Genomic DNA, 21,201 nt, shown 5'->3' on the forward strand with positions numbered 1-21,201 from the left:
CCGTCGTGAGCACCACCCCCGCCGCACCGGCGGCCCCGGCCGGCCGCGAGCGGACGCTGCCGGCCCGCCTGACGCGGGCGGGCGTGGCGGACACGCCCCGGGCGCTGCGGCTGCTGGCCGACGCCGCGCTCGTCGAGGTCCTGCCCGACCCGGAGCCGTGGCTGCCCGGTGCGCTCACCGAGGTCGCGGACCCCGACGGGGCGCTGCTCGCGCTGGCCAAGATCGCCGGCGCGGCCGGCCGGACACCCGCGCACCGCCGGCTGCTGGCCGAGGTGCTCGGGGCGGAGGGACCGGCACGGCGGCGCCTGCTGGCCGTGGTGGGGGCGTCGGCCGCGCTGGGGGACTGGCTGGCCGCGCACCCGGAGGACCTCGCGGTGGTGGCCGACCCGACCCCGGGGACGGCGGTTCCCGTGGCGGCCGTCCGGGCGGAGCTGCTCACCGCCGTGGGCGCCGACCCCGCGGCGGACGTCCCGGTGGCCGCGCGCGGCGGCGCCGAGGGGACCGACGCGATGCGCCGGGCCTACCGGAGCCGGCTGCTGCGCATCGCCGCGACGGACGTGTCCGGCGCCGACCTGCTCACGCCGATGCCCGCGGTCGCGGCGGCCCTGGCGGACCTCGCCGCGGCGGCGCTCGAGGCGGCGCTGGCCGTGGCCCGCGCCGACCTGCCCGACCACGGCGCCGGCGTGCGGCTGTCGGTCATCGGCATGGGCAAGACGGGTGGGCGGGAGCTCAACTACGTGTCCGACGTGGACGTCGTCTACGTCGCCGAGCCGGTCCAGGGCGTCCCGGAGGACGAGGCGCTGGCCGTGGGGGCGCGCCTGGCCGCCGGGCTCGCGCGGGTCTGCTCCGTCCCCGCGGGGGAGCCGGCGCTGTGGCCGGTCGACGCCGCCCTGCGGCCCGAGGGCAAGAACGGCCCGCTCGTGCGCACGCTCGCCTCGCACCGGGCCTACTACGAGCGCTGGGCGCAGTCGTGGGAGTTCCAGGCCCTGCTCAAGGCGCGTCCGCTGGCCGGGGACCGCGAGCTCGGGGCCGCCTACCTCGCGACGGTCGCCCCCTTCGTGTGGTCGGCCTCGCAGCGCGACCGGTTCGTCGAGGACTCCCAGGCCATGCGGCGCCGCGTGGAGGAGCACGTGCCCCGGGCCGAGGCCGACCGGCAGATCAAGCTCGCTGCCGGCGGCCTGCGCGACGTGGAGTTCACCGTCCAGCTGCTGCAGCTCGTGCACGGGCGGACGGACCCGACGCTGCGCTCGGGGAGCACGCTGACCGCGCTCGCGGACCTCGCCGCCGGGGGCTACGTCGGGCGCGAGCACGCGGCCCGCCTGGCCGTGCACTACCGGTTCCTGCGCGTCATGGAGCACCGCCTCCAGCTGCACCGGCTGCGCCGCACGCACCTGCTGCCCACGGCCGAGGCCGACCTGCGGCGGCTGGCCCGGTCCGTCGGGCTGCGGACCGAGGGCGTGGAGGGGTTGCTGGAGCGGTGGCGGTCCGTGCGCCGCGACGTGCGGCACCTGCACGAGGAGCTGTTCTACCGGCCGCTGCTGCCCGCGACGGCCCGGCTGTCGACCGCCGACGCGGCGCTCGCCCCCGAGGCGGCCCGCGAGCGGCTGGCGGCGGTCGGCTACCGGGACCCCGTCGGCGCCCAGCGCCACCTCGCGGCCCTCACGGACGGCGTCTCCCGTCGCGCCTCGATCCAGCGTCAGCTCCTGCCGGTGATGATCGGGTGGTTCGCCGACGGGCCGGACCCCGACGGCGGCCTGCTCGCGTTCCGCCGGCTGTCGGAGTCCCTGGGTGGCACGCACTGGTACCTGAAGATGCTGCGCGACTCGGGGACCGCGGCGCGGCGCCTCGCGCGGGTGCTGTCGACGTCGCGGTACGTCGCGGACGGCCTGGCGCGGTCGCCGGAGTCCGTGGCGTGGCTCGGCCACGACGGGGACCTCGAGCCGCGCACCGACCGGCTGGCCGCCGAGGCCGACGCGGTGCTCACGCGTGCCGTCGAGGTCGAGCCGGCCATGACGGCCCTGCGGGCGCTGCGGCGCCGGGAGCTCGTCCGCACGGCCGCGGCGGACGTCCTCGGTACGGTCGACGGGACGGCGGTGGCCGGCACGGGCGCGGCGCGGAGCATCACCGCGACGGCCGACGTGCTGCTGGCCGGCGCCCTGCGCGTCGCGCTCGCGCGGGTCCGGTCCGAGCGGGGGCGTGCCGTGGACGGCTCGGACGACCCCGCGCGTCTGCTCGTCGTCGCCATGGGGCGGCTCGGCGGGCGTGAGATGGGCTACGCCTCGGACGCGGACGTGCTGTTCGTCCACGAGCCGACGGGCGACGACGAGGGGTCGGCGCAGGAGTTCGCGCTGGGCGTGGCGACCGCCCTGCGGCAGATGGTCGGCTCGTTGGGGCCGGAGCCCGCGCTCGCGGTGGACGCGGACCTGCGCCCCGAGGGCCGCAACGGCCCGCTCGTGCGCTCCCTGCGCTCCTACGCCGAGTACTACGGCCGCTGGTCCTCGCCCTGGGAGGCGCAGGCGCTGCTGCGCGCGCGGCCCGTCGCGGGCGACGAGGGGCTCGGCGAGCGGTTCGTCGCCCTCGTCGACCCCGTGCGGTACCCCGCGGACGGGCTGGACCCCGCCCACCTGCGCGAGATCCGCCGCATCAAGGCGCGGGTGGAGTCCGAGCGGCTGCCGCGCGGCCAGGACCCGACCCGGCACCTGAAGCTCGGTCGCGGCGGCATCGCCGACGTCGAGTGGACGGCCCAGCTCCTCCAGCTGCAGCACGCGCACGCCCGACCGGCCCTGCGGACCACCGGCACGCTCGAGGCGCTCGACGCCGCGCGGGCGGCCGGGCTGCTCGCCGAGGAGGACGAGACCCTGCTGCGCGAGGCGTGGCTCCTGGCCTCCCGGCTGCGGGACGCCGCCGTGCTGTGGTCGGGGCGGACCGACGCCGCGGTGGCGGACGTCCTGCCGCACGACCACACCGCGCTCGCCGGGCTCGCGCGTGTGTGCGGCTACCCGCCGGGGTCGGGCGCGCGCCTCGAGGAGGACTACCTGCGCACGGCACGGCGGGCGCGGGCGGTCGTCGAGCGGCTCTTCTACGGCTGAGCGCCGGGGGCCGGCGCGTCCTCCGCGGCCGCTCGGGCCGCCTCCCGGCGGGCGGCCTGCTCGGCGCGCTCGCGCTGGGTGCCGGCGTCCTCCTCCAGCAGGGTCGGGTCGACGAGCTCGTGCCGGCGCACGTACGTCGACGACACCGCCTGGATCGTCGCCGCGGCGGGCAGCGACAGGAACGCACCCAGCGCGCCGAAGACGGCGCCGAACGCGAGGACGGACAGGAACGCCACCGCGGGGTTGATGTCGAGCGACCGCTGCGACAGCCGGGGGGACAGGACGACGTTCTCGAGCTGCTGGTAGGCGACGAGGAACCCGACGACGAGCAGCGCCGTCAGGGGCGAGACCGTCAGCGCCACGAGGACCGGCAGCGCACCGCCGATGTACGTGCCGATCGTCGGGACGAACTGCGAGACCAGGCCGGTGAAGACGGACATCGGCAGCGCGTAGGGCACCCGCAGGGCCGTCAGCACGGCGAAGGTCGCGACCGAGGAGATCGCGGCCAGCGCCACCCGGGAGACGAGGAAGCCCGCGACCTTCTCCTGCGAAACCTCCCACAGCCGCAGCAGCTCGCGCTGGCGCGCCGGGACGAAGAACCGCAGGACGGCCGCCCGGAACCGGGGCCCGGACGCGGTCATGTAGTAGGTGACGAGCAGCACCGCGGAGGCGTTGAACAGGAACCCAGCCAGCGACGAGCCGACCCCCAGCAGCCCCGGGGCCAGCGTCTGCCAGCGGGACGCGACCGTCGCCAGGAGCGCGTCCACCGCGGGCAGCTGCAGGTCGAAGCGGCGGTCGGCGAGCGCGACGAGGTCGGCGTACAGGGCGGGCAGCGACTGCACGAGCGCGACGAGCTGCTCGACGAAGAGGTTGCCGAACAGCGCCAGCACCGCGGCGACCGCCAGCGCCGTGCCGAGCATGACGGCGCCCGTGGCCAGGCCCCGCCGCCAGCGGTGCCGCACGAGCCACGCCACGGCGGGCTCGAGCGCGAGGGACAGGAACCACGAGACGACGACGATCGTCAGGACGTTGCCGAGCTGGCCGAGCGCGCGCCAGACGAGGAGCCCGGCGAAGACCGCGACGACGGCCATGACGAGGGCGCGCGGCAGCCACGCCGGCGGACGGCGGGCCTCGAGCACGCGGCGCGCGAGCGCGGGGGAGGAGACCGCTGTGGAGCCGGTACGTCCCGTGCCGGCCCCGGGACCGGTGCCTGGACGGGCCGGGGTGCTCATGACCGTGACCGTAGCGCCCGACGTGCCGGGACGGCGGCGGTGCGCCGCGTCAGCGCCCCACCGCGTACGCCTGCATCGACCGGCTGGTGGCCGCGGCGCGCAGCATGCCGTCGGGCCGGGTGCCGGCCGCGCTCAGCCGCCCGAGGGACCACGCCGGGGCGACGGTGACGCGGTGCCCACGGCGGCGCAGGTCGTCGAGGACGTCCGGGCCCAGCCGCTCCTCGGCGTGCAGGCCGAGCGGCTCGACGACGCGCGGGTCGAAGGACGAGACCAGGTGGGTGGTGTGCCACGACGGTGCGTCGATGGCCGCCTGCAGGTCCATGCCGTAGACGAGGTGGTTGAGCAGGAACGGCACCTGCCACTGGTCCTGCTGGTCGCCGCCCGGGGTGCCGCACGCGAGGACGGCCCGCCCGTCGCGCAGCACCAGCGTCGGGGACAGCGTCGTGCGCGGCCGTCGTCGCGGGCCCCACGACGAGGTCAGGCCCTGCTCGAGCCACAGCATCTGCGCGCGCGTGGAGACCTGCAGCCCGAGCCCGGGCACGACGGGCGAGCTCTGCAGCCACCCCCCGCTGGGCGTGACGGCCACGACGTTGCCCCAGCGGTCGACGACGTCGAGGTGGCAGGTGTCCCCGCGCGGGGTCCCGTCCGCTGCGGGCAGGTCGTCGGGCAGGTCGTCGGGCACGTCCTCGGGCGGTGCGACGGGTGCGAAGGTGGGTTCCCCCGTCCCGGCGCCGCCGCTGCCGCGCGGGGCGTCGGCGGCGTCCACGACGAGGGCCGGCAGGCGCGGCGCCCGTCCGTCCGGCGCGCCGGGGCGCAGCCCGTCCGCCGCCCGCGGACCGACGAGGGCGCGCCGCTCGTCGGCGTACGCGGGGGAGAGGAGCGCCGCGAGCGGGACGTCGGCGTGGTCCGGGTCGCCGTACCAGGCGTCCCGGTCGGCGAGGGCGAGCTTGGCGACCTCGGTCACCGCGTGCACGAGCTCCGCGCTGCCCGGGGCGGTGTCGGCCAGGTCGAGGCCCTCGAGCAGGCGCAGCTGCTGCAGGAGGACCGGTCCCTGCCCCCACGGCCCGGTCTTCGCGACGGTGGTCCCCGCGAAGTCGACGGTCGCGGGCGCCTCCTCCCGCACGCGCCACGCCGCCAGGTCGTCGGCGGTCAGCAGGCCGGCGTGGTCCCGGCCGGAGGAGTCGCGCACCGGCCGCTCCAGCCACCGGCCGACGGCCTCGGCGACGAAGCCCTCGTAGAAGGCGGCCCGGGCGGCCTCGACGCCGGCCTCGCGGTCCGCGTGCGCGTCGGCGGCGGCCGCCAGGGCCTCGAGCGTCGCCGCGAGGTCGGGGTTGCGGAACCGGCTGCCCGGCGCCGGGACGTCGCCGTCGGGCAGCCAGAGCGCGGCGGAGGTCGGCCAGTGGTCGCGGAAGAGGTCGGCGACCCGGGCGATCGTCGCCGAGGCCTGCCGCAGCAGCGGGAAGCCGTCGCGCGCGTAGCCGATCGCCGGCTCCAGCACGTCACGCACCCGCCAGGTGCCGTAGCGGGCCAGCAGGTCCATCCACGTCCCGAACGCGCCCGGCACGACGGCGGCGAGGTGCCCCGTGCCCGGCACCACGTCGAGCCCGAGGTCGGCCATCGCGGCGGGTGTCGCCGCGGCCGGCGTCGTGCCCTGCCCGCACAGGACGAACGGCTCGCCGGAGCCGGCGCGGCACCCGATGACGGGGACGTCCCCGCCGAGCCCGTTGAGGTGCGGCTCCACCACGTGCAGGACGAGCCCGGCGCAGACGGCGGCGTCGAACGCGTTGCCGCCCCGCTCGAGGACCCCCATCCCGCTGGCCGAGGCGAGCCAGTGGCTGGAGGCGACCATGCCGAGGGTGCCGACGAGCTCCGGGCGGGTGGTGTGCGCGGGGGTGACCGGGGGCATCCGACCACACTGCCCGCGCTCGTGCCGGCCCGCACGGTGAGGGGTGGCCGTGTCAGTGGCCGCGGTCGAGCCACTCCTGCAGGTGCGGCGCCTCGTCGCCGATCGTCGTCGAGCCGCCGTGGCCGGTGAGCACGCGCGTGCCGGGGGGCAGCGTGAGCAGCCGGTCCCGGATCGACGCGACAATGGTCGGGAAGTCCGAGAACGACCGGCCGGTGGCGCCGGGCCCGCCCTGGAACAGCGTGTCGCCGGTGAAGACCGTCTCGAGCTCCGGGGCGTGCAGGCACACCGCCCCGGGGGTGTGCCCCGGGGTGTGCAGGACGTGCAGGGTGGTGCCGCCCACGTCCAGCACCTCGCCGTCGTGCAGGTCCACGGTCGGCACGCCGGGGTGCGTCAGCTCCCACACCGGCCGGTCCGCCGGGTGCAGCAGCACCGGGGCGTCGAGGCGCTCCGCGAGCTCGGGCGCGCGGCGGACGTGGTCGTCGTGCGCGTGCGTGCAGACGATCGCGAGCACGTCGCGCTCGCCCACTGCGGCGACGATCGCCTCGACGTCGTGCGGGGCGTCCAGGACGACGCACTCGTCGTCGTCCCCGACGACCCACACGTTGTTCTCGACGTCGAAGGTCTGCCCGTCGAGGCTGAACGTCCCGGTCGTCGTCAGATGGTCCACGCGGGCCGTCACCGGTCCGCCCCCGCCCCGAGCACGACGACCGACCGCAGGACCTCGCCGCGGCCCATCGTCGCGAACGCCGCCTCGACGTCGTCCAGCCCGATGCGCTCGGAGACGAACGCGTCGAGCGGCAGGCGGCCGTGGCTGTGCAGCTCGAGCAGCGCGGGGATGTCGCGCTCCGGCAGGCAGTCGCCGTACCAGGAGGACTTCAGCGCGCCCCCGCGGCCGAACACGTCGAGCAGGGGGACCTGCAGCTGCATCTCGGGCGTGGGGACGCCGACGAGGACGACCGTGCCGGCCAGGTCCCGCGCGTAGAAGGCCTGCCGCCACGTCTCGGGCCGGCCGACGGCGTCGATGACGACGTCCGCGCCGACGCCGTCCGTGAGCTCCTGCACGGCGGCCACGACGCCGTCCTCGTCGAGCCCGGAGGAGTCGACGACGTGCGTGGCACCGAGCTCCCGTGCCCAACGCAGTTTGCGTTCGTCGATGTCGACCGCGACGACCCGGCGGGCCCCGGCCAGCACCGCACCGGCGATCGCGGCACAGCCGACGCCGCCGCACCCGATGACCGCGACCGTCTGGCCGCGCCGCACCGGGGCGGTGTTCACCGCGGCACCGATCCCGGCCATGACGCCGCAGCCCAGCAGGCCCGCGACGGCCGGGTCGACGTCGTCGTCGACCTTCGTGCACTGCAGCGCGTGCACGAGGGTCTTCTCCGCGAAGGCGCCGATGCCGAGGGCGGGGGACAGCGGCGTCCCGTCGACGAGCGTCATGGGCTGCGCCGCGTTGTGCGTGGCGAAGCAGTACTGCGGCTCGCCGCGGCGGCACGCCCGGCACTCGCCGCACACGGCGCGCCAGTTGAGCACCACGCGGTCGCCGACCGCGACGTGCGTGACGCCCTCGCCGACCGCCGCCACGGTGCCGGCCGCCTCGTGGCCGAGCAGGAACGGGTAGTCGTCCGAGATGCCACCCTCGCGGTAGTGCAGGTCGGTGTGGCAGACGCCGCAGGCGAGGACGTCGACGACGGCCTCGCCCGGGCCCGGGTCGGGCACGACCACGTCGACGGTCTCGACGGGCTGCCCCTGGGCACGGGCCACGACGCCCTTGACGGTGTACGGCACGGGTCCTCCTGGGGCTGCGCGATGGGGTCCAGCGCACCGTAGCCCTCGCCGCCGAGGGCCGCAGCGGCCGGTACCCCAGGGCCGTGCCCGCCCACCGGCCCTGCGCCACACTGGGACGGTGGACCCGACGACACCGGCGGGGGAGCCGCAGGTGGTGTCCTTCGACGCGCTCGTCGAGCCGCTGCACTGGGGACGCCACCGGTACACGATCGTGCGCCTGCCGCCGGAGCTCGTCGAGGCCGCCCGCCGGGCGGGCACCCGGCGCGTCGCCGGGACGATCGACGACGCGCCCGTCGACCTCGCCATCACCCGCGCGCCGGTGGTCGACGGGCCGTTCGTGTGGACCGGCGCCGCGCTGCTGCGGCGGATCGGCGGCGCGGCCGGGCGCCCGTCACCTGCCGCCTGGCGCCCTCCGACCCGGACGACGTGCCCGTGCCGCCGGACCTCGCGGCCGCGCTCGCCGAGGCCGGTCTCGAGGACCGGTGGACGGCTCGGCGACCGGCCGTCCGGCGCCGGCTCCTGGTGCCGCTGGCGGCGGCGGCGACGGCGACGACCCGTGCGCGCCGCATCCCCGAGCTGCTCGCCACGCTGTGAGGGACGACGGGCGGGACGAGGGGCGGGACGACGGGCGCCACGGGGCGCACGGACGACGAGGCGGGCCCCCGGGGAGGGGACCCGCCTCGTCGTCACGGCTGACGTGCCCGTCCGGTGCGGCGGGGCCGCCCGGGAGGGGATCAGACGTCGTAGTACAGCTCGAACTCGTGGGGGTGCGGGCGCAGGCGGATCGGGTCCACCTCGTGCGAGCGCTTGTAGTCGATCCACGTCGCGATGAGGTCCGGCGTGAAGACGTTGCCGGCCGTGAGGAAGTCGTGGTCGGCCTCGAGGTTGTCGAGGACCTCCGCGAGCGACCCGGGGACCTGCTGGATGAGGGCGTGCTCCTCGGGGGGCAGCTCGTACAGGTCCTTGTCGACCGGCTCCGGCGGCTCGATGCGGTTCTGGATGCCGTCGAGGCCCGCCATGAGCATGGCCGCGAAGGCCAGGTACGGGTTGGACGACGGGTCCGGCACGCGGAACTCGATGCGCTTGGCCTTCGGGTTCGAGCCCGTCACCGGGATGCGGATGCACGCGGAGCGGTTGCGCGCCGAGTAGACGAGGTTGACGGGCGCCTCGAAGCCCGGCACCAGGCGGTGGTAGGAGTTCACCGTCGGGTTCGTGAACGCCAGCAGCGACGGCGCGTGCTTGAGCAGGCCGCCGATGTACCAGCGGGCCAGGTCGGACAGGCCGCCGTAGCCCTTCTCGTCGAAGAACAGCGGCTGGCCGTCCTTCCACAGGGACTGGTGCACGTGCATGCCGGACCCGTTGTCGCCGAAGAGCGGCTTGGGCATGAAGGTCGCGGTCTTCCCGGCGGCGTGCGCGACGTTCTTCACGACGTACTTGAAGAGCTGCACCTTGTCCGCGGACCTGGCCAGCTCGTCGAAGCGGTAGTTGATCTCCGCCTGGCCGGCCGTGCCGACCTCGTGGTGCGCGCGCTCGACGCCGAGGCCCAGCGCGTCGAGCTGCAGCGAGATCTGGTCGCGCAGGTCGGCGAACATGTCGACCGGCGGGACGGGGAAGTAGCCGCCCTTGTAGGGCGTCTTGTGGCCGAGGTTGCCACCCTCCTCGACGCGGCCCGTGTTCCAGGCGGCCTCGATGGAGTCGATGTAGTAGTAGGACGCCTGCTGCTTCGTCTCAAAGCGCACGTCGTCGAAGATGTAGAACTCGGCCTCGGGGGCGAAGAACGCCGTGTCGGCGATGCCCGTCGAGCGCAGGTACGCCTCCGCCTTGGCGGCCACCTGGCGCGGGTCGCGCGAGTAGGGCTCGTCGGTGTACGGGTCGACGATGTGGAAGTTGATGTTGAGCGTCTTCTCGACCCGGAACGGGTCGACGTAGGCCGTCGAGACGTCGGGGATGAGCTTCATGTCCGACTCGTGGATGGCCTGGAAGCCGCGGATCGAGGACCCGTCGAACATCTGGCCGTCGGTGAAGAAGTCGGCGTCCAGCGACTGGGCGGGCACGTTGAAGTGCTGCATCACGCCCGGCAGGTCACAGAAACGCACGTCGACGAACTTGACGTCCTCGTTCTTGATGAACGCCAGGACCTCGTCCGGCTCCTTGAACATCCGCATGCTCCTCGGTCGGTGGTGGACGCGCTCGTCCAGGCCAGGGCAGACGCTACGAGCGCCGCGTTACCCGCCCGTGCAGCGGGTGTTTCGGCCGCGTTACAGACGACGCCCTCGTGTTACGGGCGACGACACCGCGGCCGTCCCCGGCGCGCCGCCGGGGACGGTGCCCGTGGTCGCCGCGCCCGTGGCCCGCACTATGCCACCGCGAGGCGTGCCGGCGGCGCCACCGGCGTGCGCGAGGCGTCGCCCGGTCGGGTGTCAGGTCCGCCACCTACGCTGACGCCGTGGCATCGCGTGAGGACGTCGGCTCGTGGCTCGAGGGCGGACCGGGGGGCGGCGGCGGCCGGCCGGGGGAGGGCCTGGGCCTGCCGGCGTCCGGGCCCGGGTCGCCGGCCCGGCTCGGACGGCGCCTGGCCGCGCTCGCCGTGGACTGGCTGGCCTGCCTGCTGGTCTCGGCGGCGTTCTTCCCGTCCGCCGCCGCGACGGGGCTCGCGCTCCAGCGGGGGGAGCCGCTCGCCACGCTCGCGGTGTTCGCCGTGGAGAACGTGCTGCTCGTCGGCACGCTCGGGACGACGCTGGGCCACCGGCTCCTGGGGCTGCGGGTCGTGCCCGCGCCGGAGCGGGCGTCCGCGGCCTCCGGCCCCGTCGCGGGGGTCGGCCTGCTGCGCGCGCTGGTCCGCACGGTGCTGCTGTGCCTCGTCGTGCCCGCCGTGGTGCGGGACGGCGACGGGCGCGGGCTGCACGACACGGCCGCCGGCACCGTCATCGTCCGCCGCTGAACGACCTGTCGAGCGGCCTGCACAGCGGCTCCGGCGGCGGACCAGCGGCCCCTGCCGGCAACCCCCGTCAGCGGCCGCGCGCGCCCTTGCGGTCCGGCCGCGTGCGGTAGGGGTCGACACCCTTGGGGATCGGCGGCCGGGCCGCGCCGAGCGCCGTGAGCCGCTTCGTCACCTCGCCGACCTCCTGCTTCGTCAGCGTCGGACGCATCTTCTGCACGGTGCGCGGCAGCTTGCGCAGCGGCACCTGCCCCTCGCCGTCACCCATCTGCACGAGGTGGATGGGCACGCCGTTGACGACGCGCGCGGTGCGCTTGCGCTCGGCCTCGAGCAGCCGCGCGGCGCGGCCCGCCGGGCCCTCGCTCACGAGGACGATCCCGGCCCGCCCGACGCCGCGGAAGACGAGGTCCTGGGAGCGCGGGTCGACGGCGACGGGCTCCTGGGTGAAGGACCAGCCGCGGCGGATGGTGCCCAGCGCGGCCATGGCGGCCCCGGGCTGCCCCTCGATCTGCGTGTACGCGGCGGTCTCCGCACGACGCGCGAGCACGACCATCGGCGCGAGCACCGCGAACGGCAGCAGCGCGACGAACCAGAGCCAGGAGCCCGTCAGGAGGCTGATGACCACCGCCAGCAGCAGCACCACGGCGATGGTCCCGAGCAGGATCGGCGTGATCGCCGGGTCCTGCCGGCGGGTCATCTGGAAGACCTGCCACAGCTGGTGGTACCACCGCCGCTTCTTGACCTTCGGCGCCTTCGCCGTCGGTTCCGGTGCCGCCCCGCTCTGCCTCGCCATGGGGCCGGAGTCTACCGACCCCGGGCGAGCAGGCTGGCCGCCTCCTGGCGGCTGGTCGTCGGCCGCCCCAGGTGCGCGAGCTCCTCCGGGATCGGCAGACCGCGGCGGACCATCGCCTGCCCCCACAGCCGGCCGGCGCGGTAGGACGAGCGGACCAGCGGACCCGACATGACACCCGCGAACCCGAGCTCCTCGGCGACCTGCGCGAGCGCGACGAACTCCTCCGGGCGCACCCAGCGCGCCACCGGGTGGTGCCGCACGCTGGGCCGCAGGTACTGCGTGATCGTCACGAGGTCCGTGCCGGCCGCGTGCAGGTCCGCCAGGGCGGCCTCGGCCTCCTCCGTCGTCTCGCCCATGCCGAGGATGAGGTTCGACTTGGTCACCAGCCCCGCCTCGCGGGCCTGCGTGATGACCGACAGCGAGCGCTCGTACCGGAACCCGGGCCGGATCTGCTTGAAGATGCGCGGGACGGTCTCGACGTTGTGCGCGAGCACCTGCGGGCGGCTGGAGAAGACCTCGGCGAGCTGGTCGGGCACGGCGTTGAAGTCGGGGATGAGCAGCTCGACGCCCGTGCCGGGGTTCACCGCGTGGATCTGCCGGACGGTCTCCGCGTAGAGCCAGGCGCCGCCGTCGGCCAGGTCGTCGCGCGCGACGCCGGTGACGGTCGCGTACCGCAGGCCCATCGCCTGGACGGAAGCGGCCACGCGGCGCGGCTCGTCGGTGTCCAGCGCGGCGGGCTTGCCCGTGTCGATCTGGCAGAAGTCGCAGCGGCGGGTGCACTGGTCGCCCCCGATGAGGAAGGTCGCCTCGCGGTCCTCCCAGCACTCGAAGATGTTGGGGCAGCCGGCCTCCTCGCACACCGTGTGCAGGCCCTCGCGCTTCACGAGGCCCTTGAGCTCGCTGTACTCCGGGCCCATCGTCGCGCGCGTGCGGATCCACTCGGGCTTCTTCTCGATGGGCGTCTCCGCGTTGCGTGCCTCGACGCGGAGCATGCGGCGGCCCTCGGGTGCGATCGTCACCGGATCACCCTAACCGCCGGCCGGGGACGTGCCCCGCGCGGCGGGGAGCGGTCTCAGCCGCCCGGGGACAGGACGGTCGGGCCGCCGCCGGGAGGCACGGGACCTCCGTCCCTGGCAGGTCTTCCGCAGCGCAGGGATCGTCGAGGGACGCGCGGGTCGTCCCGGCAGCGCGGCCGGGCCCGCGTCCGACGACGGAGGTGGTCCCGGTGCGGGTGCTGGTGAGCGTGGCGTCGCGGCACGGCGCGACGGCGGAGATGGGCGCGCTCGTCGCGCAGGTGCTGCGGGAGCACGGCCACACGGTGGACGAGCTGCCGCCCGACGACGTCGAGGACGTCGGGCCGTGGGAGGCGGTGGTGCTCGGCTCGGCGGTGTACGTGGGCCGGCTCGCCGTGGCGCTGCGGCACCTCGTCGAGCGGCAGGGGCCCCAGCTGCGTGCGCGGCGGGTGCACCTGTTCTGGTCGGGGCCGCTGCAGGACCCCGCCCGGGGCGGCGTCGACGAGCCCGACGACGTGGGCGTGGTCGCCCGCCGGGTCGGCGCCGAGGACGTGCGGTGCTTCGCGGGGCGGCTCGACCACGAGAGGCTGAGCCTGTCCGAGCGGGCGCTCGTCGCCCTGGTGCGCTCGCCCGACGGGGACTTCCGCGACCTGGCCGCGGTCCGGGCGTGGGCCCAGGACGTGGCGGGCGACCTGGCGGGCCGCCCGGCGCGGGTCTGACCGTCGCGGTCAGCGGGCGGCGACGGGCCCGGCGGTCGTTGCGGCGGTCACGGCGGCGGTCACGGCGGCGGTCGCGGCGGCGGTCACGGCGGCGGTCACGGGTGACGTCCCGACCGCCGTCAGGGGCGCCAGCACGCGCTCGAGGTGCCCGACGACGAGCGGCACCACCTCGCGGACCGGCACCTCCCGGCCGGCCTCCGCCGACAGGGACGTCACACCGGCGTCCTCGATGCCGCAGGGGATGATGCGGCCGAAGGCGGCGAGGTCGCTCGTGCAGGTCAGCGCGAAGCCGTGCATCGTCGTCGCACGGGCCACCCGCACGCCGATCGCCGCGACCTTGCGCTCGGGGCGTCCCGTGGCGGCGTCGGCCGGGAACCACACGCCGCTGCGACCCTCGACGCGTCCGGCGGCCAGGCCGAGGTCGGCGCACGTCGCGATGAGGGCCTCCTCGAGCGCGCGGACGTACCGCACCACGTCGACGGGCTCGGCCAGCCGCACCAGCGGGTACCCGACGAGCTGCCCGGGCCCGTGCCAGGTGATGCGCCCGCCACGGTCGACGTCGACGACGGGGGTGCCGTCGTCGGGACGCTCGCGGCGCGACGTCCGCCGCCCGGCCGTGTACACGCTCTCGTGCTCGCACAGGACGAGCGTGCCGGGCCGGCTGCCGTCGGCCACCTCGGCGTGCAGCCGCCGCTGGAGCTCCCACGTCGGCTCGTAGGGCGCGAGCCGGTCGCCGAGGTCGAGCTCCAGGACGTCCACCGGCTCACGCTAACCCCCGCGCCGCGGCTGCGTGTCGGTGCCCCGGTCTAGCGTCGGGAGGGAGGCGGTGGGCGACGGGTCGAGGAGGCGGTGGCGGTGCGGATCGGGATCGTGGCGTCGGGCGGCGGTGCGCGCGACGTGGTGGACCTGGCGGTGGCGGCGGAGGAGCACGGCTGGGACGGGTTCTTCGGCTGGGACGGGGTGGACATCGGCCCGCGCGACACGTTCGACCCGTGGGGTCTGCTGTCCGCGGCGGCCGTCCGCACGGAACGGGTCGTACTGGGGGCGATGGTGTTCGTGCCGGCCCGTCGCCGGCCGTGGGTCCTGGCGCGGCAGGCGCTGACGGTCGACCACCTCTCGCAGGGGCGGCTGGTCCTCCCCGTCGGCCTCGGCGTGGGCGACGACCGCGGCTTCGCGGCGGTCCGGGGCGAGGCGGGCACGCCCCGGGAGCGCGCCGAGCTGCTCGACGAGGCGCTGGCCGTCCTCGACCTCGCGTTCGGCGGCGACCGGTTCGAGCACCACGGCACGCACCACGACGTCGACGGGATGCAGCTGCGGCCTCTCCCCGTCCAGCGGCCCCGTCCGCCGGTGTGGGTCGTGGGCGCGTGGCCGAGCCGCCGCTCGCTGGCACGCGCGGCACGGTGGGACGGCGTCGTCACCCAGGGCCTGCGGACGGAGGACGAGCTGGACGTGGGCGCGCTGACCGAGCTCGTCGCGACGGTGCGGGCGCTGCGCGCCGAGGCGGGGCTGCCCCTCGACGGCTACGAGGTCGTGCTGCAGGGGGTCCTCCCCGCCGACCCGGCGGCCGCCGCCCACCACCTCGCGGCCCTCGCGGACGCCGGGGCCACCTGGTGGGTGGAGTCGGCGTGGGACGAGGAGCGGTCGACGGTGGACGCCCTGCGCGCCCGCATCCGCCGTGGTCCGGCTCACGCGGGCTGAGAGCGTGGCGGCCGACCAGGTCCTCCGGCCGCCGGCACCGGTCGGCACCGGTCGGCGCGGGCCGGCGCCGGGGAGCAGGCCGAGGTCGACCTAGGGTGACGCCATGACGAGTGGCATGACGGACGGGACCGATCCGGTCGCGGGGGCCGACGCACCGCTGCGCATCGGCGTCGTGGGGTACGGCGGGGCGGGCCGCGGGATCCACGCCCGGCTGGCCCGCGCCGCCGGTCAGCACGTGACGCACGTCGTGACGCGCCACCGGTCCGACCAGGTGCACGAGGACTGGCCGGACGCCACGGTCGTGCCCGACCTCGACGCCCTGCTGGGATCGGCCGGTCGTCTCGACCTCGTGGTGGTCGCGAGCCCGACGGGCGACCACGCCGCGCACGTCGCGGCCGCCCTGCAGGCCGGCGTGCACGTCATGACCGACAAGCCGCTGGCGACCACCACCGCGGAGGCCACGGCGCTCGCGTCCGCCGGTGCGGAGGCGGGCGGCCGCCTCACGGTCTTCCAGAACCGGCGCTGGGACGGCGAGCAGCTCACCCTGCGGCGGCTGCTCGACGAGGGCGCGCTCGGACGCGTGCACCGCTTCGAGCGCCGCTGGGAGCGGTACCGCCCCGTGCCGCAGGACCGCTGGAAGGAGAACGACCCGCGCTCGGGCGGGCTGCTGCTGGACCTCGGGGCGCACCTGGTGGACGCGGCGGTGCAGCTCTTCGGGCCGGTCGAGCAGGTGGTCGCGGAGCTGCGCGCACTCACCACTCCGGCGGTCGACGACGTGTTCCTCGCACTGCGGCACCGGGCACCGGAGGGCGGGGGTCCCGCGGTGGTCAGCCACCTGCAAGCGGGCTCGCTCGTGGGGGCACCCGGGCCGCGCACCCGCGTGCTCGGCGAGCGCGGCGCCTACCTCGTCACCCGGTTCGAGGGCGAGCCGACGCCCTTCGAGGCGCTCGACGAGGCGCTCGGCGCGGGCACGGGAACGGGCACGGGCACGGGCACGGGCGACGGTTCCGGTGCGGGGGATCTCGGCCTCGAGCACGAGGGCTGGCTCGTCCGCGGTGCGGAGCGGACGCCCGTGCCTCGCGCGCCCGGTGGCCACGTCGACCTCTACCACGCCGTGGAGCGGTGGGTCCGGGGGACGGGGCCGGTGCCGGTCGACCCGTGGGACGCGGTGGCCACGGCGCGGGTCCTCGACGCGGCCGTCGTGTCGGCCGGGGAGGACCGGCCCGTCCGGCTGTCGCCCGAGGCCCGCTGACCGTCGGCTCCGCCCGGGGCGCGCCCACCGACGGCTCCCCACGGGGTTGTGGACAGCGCGCGGCACGGGTTGGGGCAGGTGCGGTTGGCTGCGCCCGTGGACGACGAGCGCGCGGTACCGGGGGAGCCGGCTGGCCCGACGGACGTGGCGGCCCTGGCGGCGCACTGGGGGGTCGAGCTCCTCGGGCCGCACGCCGCGCAGGAGCCCCCGGCCGTGCGCGGCCGGCCGACCCGCACCGCCGGCGGCTCGTGGGCGGCGCGGTCGACGACGGGCGAGCGGCTCGTGCTCCATCTCGTGCCGGTGCCACCACCGGCGCACGGGGAGGAGGACAGGGCGCTGGGAGCGGCCCAGGCGCTCGTCGGCGTCGTCCACGAGGACGTCGTCGACGTGCGGGCGGCGGCCCGGCTGGGGCCGACGCACGTCGCGCTGCTCACCGCACAGGTCGCCGGGCCGGACCTGACGTCCCTGCTCGACGCCCGCGCACCCCTGGACCCGGGGGAGGCGGCCACGGTCGCGCTCCGCCTGGCCCTGGCGCTGGCGGTGCTCCACGGGCGCGGCCTCACCGTGGGCGACCTGACGGGCGCGGCGGTCGTCGTCCGGCCCGACGGCCTTCCGGTGCTGGCGGACCTCCGCGGGTGCCTGAGCAGCGCCGCGAGCGCGGCCGACGACGTGCGGGCCCTCGTCCGGACGGTGCTGACGCACGCCGCGCCCGCGACGGGGGAGGACGCCGCCCTGGCGTCGGCGCTGCGGCAGGTCGGGGCCGCCGCGGCACCGAGCACCGGGGCGGTGGCCGCCGCCTGCGGTCGCCTCGGTGCCGGCACCGCCGTGCGGCTCCCGGACCCGGCGCTGCTCGCGCGCGAGGCGCTGCGGTCGGCGGCGGGACCCAGCGGGCCGGGTCCGGCGGCGCCCGGTCGGGCGGCGGTCGGACGCCGGCGTCGTGCGGTGCGGCCACGGTGGTCGGCGGGCCCTGGTGCCACGCCGCCGACGACCCCGCTGCGCGACCTGCCGCGCGACCTGCCGCACGACCTGCCGCACGGCCTGCCGTACGACCTGCCGCACGACCTGCAACGCGATAGGCCGCACGGCCTGCCGCGGGACCCGCGGCGCGGTCTGCCGGGCGCGCTCCCCGCGAGGGGCAGCCGACGTCCCGGGCCGGGCGGGACCGGATCCACCCCTCGCGGGGACGTCCGACGGAGCCGGCGGCGTGGTCGTCTCCTCGGGCTCCGGGTGCCGACGATCGGCGTGGCGCTGGTGACGGGCCTGGCGGTCGTGCTGGCCGCCTCCACGGGCTCCGTCCTCGCCGCCCGGGATGCAGTCCCCGCGCGCGCGGCGGCAGGGGCCCACGCCGCGACCCCCGACGGGACCCGGACGGCGCCGGGCGGCGCGGACGGGGCCGTCACGCCCGTCGACGAGGGTGCCGTCGAGGCAGCCGACGTCGGTGCCGTGGCGGCCGCACGTGACCTCACCCTGCGTCGTGCCGCCGTCCTGGCCGGGTCGGCCGGGAGCGGTACGGCGGTGCTGGACGCCCTCGCCGAGGTGGAGGTGCGTGACGGCCCGGCGTGGTCGTCGGACGCCGACCTGCTGCGCCGGCTCGAGGGCGTGGTGCTGCGGGGGTACGGCGTCGACGTGCTGGAGGCCACGGCCGTGCCGCCGGGGACGACCGTGGTGGGGCCCGTCGACGCGTCCGTCCTCGTCCGGGCACGCACCGACGCCTACGAGCGGGTCGTGGGGGGCGTGGTCGAGGCGGTGGCGGCGCCGCCCGACAGCGCCGTCGTGCTCGACCTGGTGCGGACGGACGACGGGTGGCGCGTGTGGTCGGTGCGCGAGGACACCGCGGGCTGAGGCGCGGTCAGCGGTTGCGCACGAGCCAGGCGGCGGCCGCGGCGGGATCGGCGTGCGCGGGCACGAAGCCGCTCGCCCGCAGCGCGGCGGGGTCGGCGCGGATGGACCCGAGGACCTCCGGCGCGAAGTCGCCCAGGGCCAGCCGCAGCGCCACCGCGGGGGCCCGGACGACGGCCGGCCGGTGCAGCGCCCTCGCCAGCGCACGGGTGAGGTCCTCGTTGCGCGTCGCCTGCGTGACGAGGTTGACGGGTCCCGAGACGTCCGCCTCCAGCAGGTGGGCGATCGCGCGCACCTCGTCGACGAGCGTGATCCAGCTCCACCACTGCCGGCCGGACCCGAGCGGTCCGCCCACGCCGAGCCGCAGGAGGGGGAGCAGCCTGCCCAGCGCGCCGCCGCGCGGGCTGAGGACGATCCCCGTCCGCAGGAACGCCACCCGGACGCCCGCCGCGACGGCCGGTGCGGAGGCCGCCTCCCACTGCCGCACGACGTCGGCGAAGAACGTGGAGCCGAGCGGCTCGTGCTCGTCGAGCAGGTCGTCGCCCCGCTCGCCGTACGCCCCGATGCCGGACGCCTGCAGCAGCACGCGCGGGCCGTCGTCCATCCCGGCGAGCGTGCGCGCGACGAGCCCTGCGGTGTCGACCCGCGAGGACACCACGACGCGCTTGCGGGCGGGCGTGAGGTAGCGGTCGGCCACCCCGGCCCCGGACAGGCAGACGACGGCGTCGGCCCCGACGAGGTCCCGCGCGTCGAGCCGACCGGCGGTGGGGTCCCAGGAGACCTCGTCCGGCCCCGACGCGGGCCGGCGGACGAGCACCTGCACCCGGTGCCCCTCCCGCCGCAGCAGGGCGACGAGGTCGCCGCCGATGAGTCCGTGCGATCCCGCCACCACCACGCGCATGGCGCCACCCTAGGAGCGCGGCACCGCCCGTGCGCGGACGGCGGCCCACCGCCTCTCAGGGGACGCGGTCGACGCGGGCGAGAGGTCGCCGGCGCCGTCGCCGGCAGTGGACGAGCCCCGCACGCGCGGGGCGTGCGGGGCTCGTCGGGCAGGCGGGTGGTGCAGGGGTGTCAGAGACCGACCTCGGCCTCGAACGCGCCCTCCTCGATCCGCTTCTTCACGGCGGTGAGGTACCGCGACGCGTCGGCGCCGTCGACGAGGCGGTGGTCGTAGGAGAGGCTCAGGTAGCACATCGACCGGATGGCGATGACCTCCTGGCCGTCCGCCGTGATGACCACCGGACGCTTGACGATCGCGCCGGTGCCCAGGATCGCCGACGTCCCGCCCGGCACGATGGGCGTGTCGATGAGGGCACCGCCGGACCCCGTGTTCGTCACGGTGAACGTCGCACCGCTCAGCTCGTCGGGCCCGACCTTGTTGCTGCGCGTGCGGCCCGCGAGGTCCGCGATCTTGCGCGCGATGCCGGCGAGGTTGAGGTCGCCGGCGTCGCGGATCACGGGGGTCAGCAGCCCGCGCTCGGTGTCGACGGCGATCGCCACGTTCTCCTGGCCGTGGTACGTGATCTGGTTCCCCTCGAGCACGCCGTTGACCTTCGGGTGGGCCTTGAGCGCCTCGACCGCGGCGAGCACGAAGAACGGCAGGAACGTGAGGTTGACGCCCTCGCGGGCCTTGAACCCGTCCTTGGCGCGACCGCGCAGCTGCGCCACCTTGGTGACGTCGACCTCGACCACCGTGGTGAGCTGCGCCTGCGAGTGCAGGGCCTCGACCATGCGCTCGGCGATGATCTGCCGCAGCCGGCTGGCCTTCTCCGTCGTGCCGCGCAGCGGCGAGACGGCGGGGATCGCGGCCGGTGCCGCCGCGGCGGCGGGCGCGGACGCCGCGGGTGCGGCGGCCACGGCGGGGGCGGCCTGCGCGGCCTTCGCCTCCTCGGCCTTGCGGGCGGCCTCGAGGACGTCCTCCTTGCGGATGCGGCCGCCGACCCCGGTGCCGGTCAGGCTCGCGACGTCCACGCCCTTCTCGGCCGCGAGCTTGCGGACGAGCGGGGTGAGGTAGCTGCCGCCACCGGCGGGGGCCGCCGGGGCCGAGGGAGCGGGGGCCGGGGTCGAGGGGGCGGGCGCCGGGGTCGAGGGGACGGGCGCCGACGCCGCAGCGGCCGGTGCGGGAGCCGCGGCCGGCGCGGGGGCGGGCTGCGCGGGGGCGGCCGGGGCCTCCGTCGAGGCGGCGGGCTCGGGGACGGCCGCCGGCGCCGGGTCCGGGGCCGGAGCGGCGTCGCCGGAGCCGACGATCGCCAGGACCGCGCCGACCTGGGCGGTCTCGTCCTCGCCGACGAGGATCTGCTGGAGGGTGCCCGCCACGGGCGAGGGCACCTCGGTGTCGACCTTGTCGGTCGAGATCTCCAGGAGCGGCTCGTCGACCTCGACGGTGTCGCCCACGGCCTTCAGCCAGCGCGTGACGGTGCCCTCGGTGACGGACTCGCCCAGCGCGGGCAGCGTGACCTCCTGGCCACCGGCGGCGCCGCCGCCGGAGCCGGACCCGCCCGTACCGGACGACGCGTCGGGCGACGACGAGGGCGCCGGCTCCTCGTGCTGCTCGACCGGCTGCTGCGCGACGGCGGCGTCGGCGGCCGGCTGCTCGGCCGGCGCGGGCTGCTCGTCCTGGCCGGACGCCTGGTCACCGGCCTGCTCACCGGCCTGGTCACCGGCGCCGTCGGAGCCGCCGGCACCGCTGCCGTCCCCGATGACGGCGAGGGTGGCGCCGACCTCGACGGTCTCGTCCTCCTCGACGAGGATCTTCTCGAGGACGCCCGCGAACGGCGAGGGGACCTCCGTGTCGACCTTGTCGGTCGAGATCTCGAGCAGCGGCTCGTCGACCTCGACGGTGTCGCCGACGCTCTTGAGCCAACGGGTGACGGTGCCCTCGGTGACGGACTCGCCGAGGGCGGGGAGCTGCACGTTCTGCGACATGACCGGTGG

At 76.7% G+C, this 21,201-nt stretch carries 17 protein-coding genes; 7 read left to right on the top strand and 10 right to left on the bottom strand.

Annotation, left to right across the window (positions count from 1 at the left end):
- Nucleotides 1-5: 5 nt before the first annotated feature.
- Entirely contained in the window at nt 6-3,089 is a 3,084-nt protein-coding gene (locus BM048_RS02750; RefSeq protein WP_090030628.1) for a bifunctional [glutamine synthetase] adenylyltransferase/[glutamine synthetase]-adenylyl-L-tyrosine phosphorylase, read from the top strand.
- Here BM048_RS02750 and BM048_RS02755 read toward each other — a convergent pair.
- The 4 genes from BM048_RS02755 to BM048_RS02770 are packed head-to-tail and all read right to left on the bottom strand — an operon-like array spanning nt 3,080 to nt 8,015.
- Nucleotides 3,080-4,321 carry an AI-2E family transporter gene (locus tag BM048_RS02755; protein WP_090030630.1) on the bottom strand — a complete coding sequence of 414 codons (1,242 nt, stop codon included), beginning with the start codon at nt 4,319-4,321 and terminating at the stop codon, nt 3,080-3,082. The genes BM048_RS02750 and BM048_RS02755 overlap by 10 nt on opposite strands.
- A gap of 49 nt (nt 4,322-4,370) precedes the next feature.
- Nucleotides 4,371-6,227 (bottom strand): gamma-glutamyltransferase family protein, encoded by a 1,857-nt coding sequence (locus tag BM048_RS02760; protein ID WP_090030632.1) that lies wholly within the window; start codon nt 6,225-6,227, stop codon nt 4,371-4,373.
- 52 nt (nt 6,228-6,279) lie between these two features.
- Nucleotides 6,280-6,894 carry an MBL fold metallo-hydrolase gene (locus BM048_RS02765; protein WP_425319167.1) on the bottom strand — a complete coding sequence of 205 codons (615 nt, stop codon included), beginning with the start codon at nt 6,892-6,894 and terminating at the stop codon, nt 6,280-6,282.
- A gap of 8 nt (nt 6,895-6,902) precedes the next feature.
- Nucleotides 6,903-8,015 (bottom strand): S-(hydroxymethyl)mycothiol dehydrogenase, encoded by a 1,113-nt coding sequence (locus BM048_RS02770; RefSeq protein ID WP_090030637.1) that lies wholly within the window; start codon nt 8,013-8,015, stop codon nt 6,903-6,905.
- 432 nt (nt 8,016-8,447) lie between these two features.
- Between BM048_RS02770 and BM048_RS18025 the strand changes: the two genes are divergently transcribed.
- Nucleotides 8,448-8,609 carry a YdeI/OmpD-associated family protein gene (locus tag BM048_RS18025; protein ID WP_175499226.1) on the top strand — a complete coding sequence of 54 codons (162 nt, stop codon included), beginning with the start codon at nt 8,448-8,450 and terminating at the stop codon, nt 8,607-8,609.
- A gap of 140 nt (nt 8,610-8,749) precedes the next feature.
- Here BM048_RS18025 and glnA read toward each other — a convergent pair whose 3' ends face one another.
- The gene (gene glnA / locus BM048_RS02780; protein ID WP_090030641.1) at nt 8,750-10,174 is read right to left on the bottom strand and encodes a type I glutamate--ammonia ligase; all 1,425 of its coding nucleotides are present in this window, start codon (nt 10,172-10,174) and stop codon (nt 8,750-8,752) included.
- 287 nt (nt 10,175-10,461) lie between these two features.
- Here glnA and BM048_RS02785 point away from each other — a divergent pair, with 287 nt between their 5' ends.
- Nucleotides 10,462-10,956, top strand: coding sequence for an RDD family protein (locus BM048_RS02785; protein ID WP_090030643.1), 495 nt, complete (start codon nt 10,462-10,464; stop codon nt 10,954-10,956).
- Between the two features lie 67 nt (nt 10,957-11,023).
- Here BM048_RS02785 and BM048_RS02790 read toward each other — a convergent pair whose 3' ends face one another.
- Nucleotides 11,024-11,746: a DUF4191 domain-containing protein gene (locus BM048_RS02790; RefSeq protein WP_090030645.1), complete on the bottom strand. Its 723-nt coding sequence runs from the start codon at nt 11,744-11,746 to the stop codon at nt 11,024-11,026.
- 11 nt (nt 11,747-11,757) lie between these two features.
- Nucleotides 11,758-12,765 carry a lipoyl synthase gene (lipA, locus tag BM048_RS02795; RefSeq protein ID WP_090030647.1) on the bottom strand — a complete coding sequence of 336 codons (1,008 nt, stop codon included), beginning with the start codon at nt 12,763-12,765 and terminating at the stop codon, nt 11,758-11,760.
- A gap of 206 nt (nt 12,766-12,971) precedes the next feature.
- On the opposite strand from lipA, the gene BM048_RS02800 reads away from it, so the two are divergent.
- On the top strand, nt 12,972-13,478 hold the full coding sequence (locus BM048_RS02800) for a flavodoxin domain-containing protein (protein WP_090030946.1): 507 nt from the start codon (nt 12,972-12,974) through the stop codon (nt 13,476-13,478).
- A 9-nt stretch (nt 13,479-13,487) separates the two neighbouring features.
- Here the strand turns inward: BM048_RS02800 and lipB are convergent, their stop codons facing one another.
- A complete protein-coding gene (gene lipB / locus BM048_RS02805) occupies nt 13,488-14,237 on the bottom strand; it encodes a lipoyl(octanoyl) transferase LipB (protein WP_090030649.1) in 750 nt (249 codons plus the stop codon).
- Between the two features lie 90 nt (nt 14,238-14,327).
- Here lipB and BM048_RS02810 point away from each other — a divergent pair, with 90 nt between their 5' ends.
- From BM048_RS02810 to BM048_RS02820, 3 genes are all read left to right on the top strand, one after another.
- Nucleotides 14,328-15,176, top strand: coding sequence for an LLM class flavin-dependent oxidoreductase (locus tag BM048_RS02810; protein WP_239078571.1), 849 nt, complete (start codon nt 14,328-14,330; stop codon nt 15,174-15,176).
- A gap of 103 nt (nt 15,177-15,279) precedes the next feature.
- Entirely contained in the window at nt 15,280-16,428 is a 1,149-nt protein-coding gene (locus BM048_RS02815; protein WP_239078570.1) for a Gfo/Idh/MocA family oxidoreductase, read from the top strand.
- Nucleotides 16,429-16,524: 96 nt separating this feature from the next.
- Complete coding sequence (locus tag BM048_RS02820) at nt 16,525-18,270, top strand: protein kinase family protein (RefSeq protein WP_090030652.1); 1,746 nt, start codon at nt 16,525-16,527, stop codon at nt 18,268-18,270.
- Between the two features lie 7 nt (nt 18,271-18,277).
- Here the strand turns inward: BM048_RS02820 and BM048_RS02825 are convergent, their stop codons facing one another.
- On the bottom strand, nt 18,278-19,168 hold the full coding sequence (locus BM048_RS02825) for a TIGR01777 family oxidoreductase (RefSeq protein ID WP_090030654.1): 891 nt from the start codon (nt 19,166-19,168) through the stop codon (nt 18,278-18,280).
- A gap of 170 nt (nt 19,169-19,338) precedes the next feature.
- A complete protein-coding gene (gene sucB / locus BM048_RS02830; protein ID WP_090030656.1) occupies nt 19,339-21,192 on the bottom strand; it encodes a 2-oxoglutarate dehydrogenase, E2 component, dihydrolipoamide succinyltransferase in 1,854 nt (617 codons plus the stop codon).
- Nucleotides 21,193-21,201 lie beyond the last annotated feature (9 nt).

Origin of the sequence: Cellulomonas marina (genome assembly GCF_900111925.1) — a bacterium.
GTDB lineage: Bacteria > Actinomycetota > Actinomycetes > Actinomycetales > Cellulomonadaceae > Cellulomonas > Cellulomonas marina.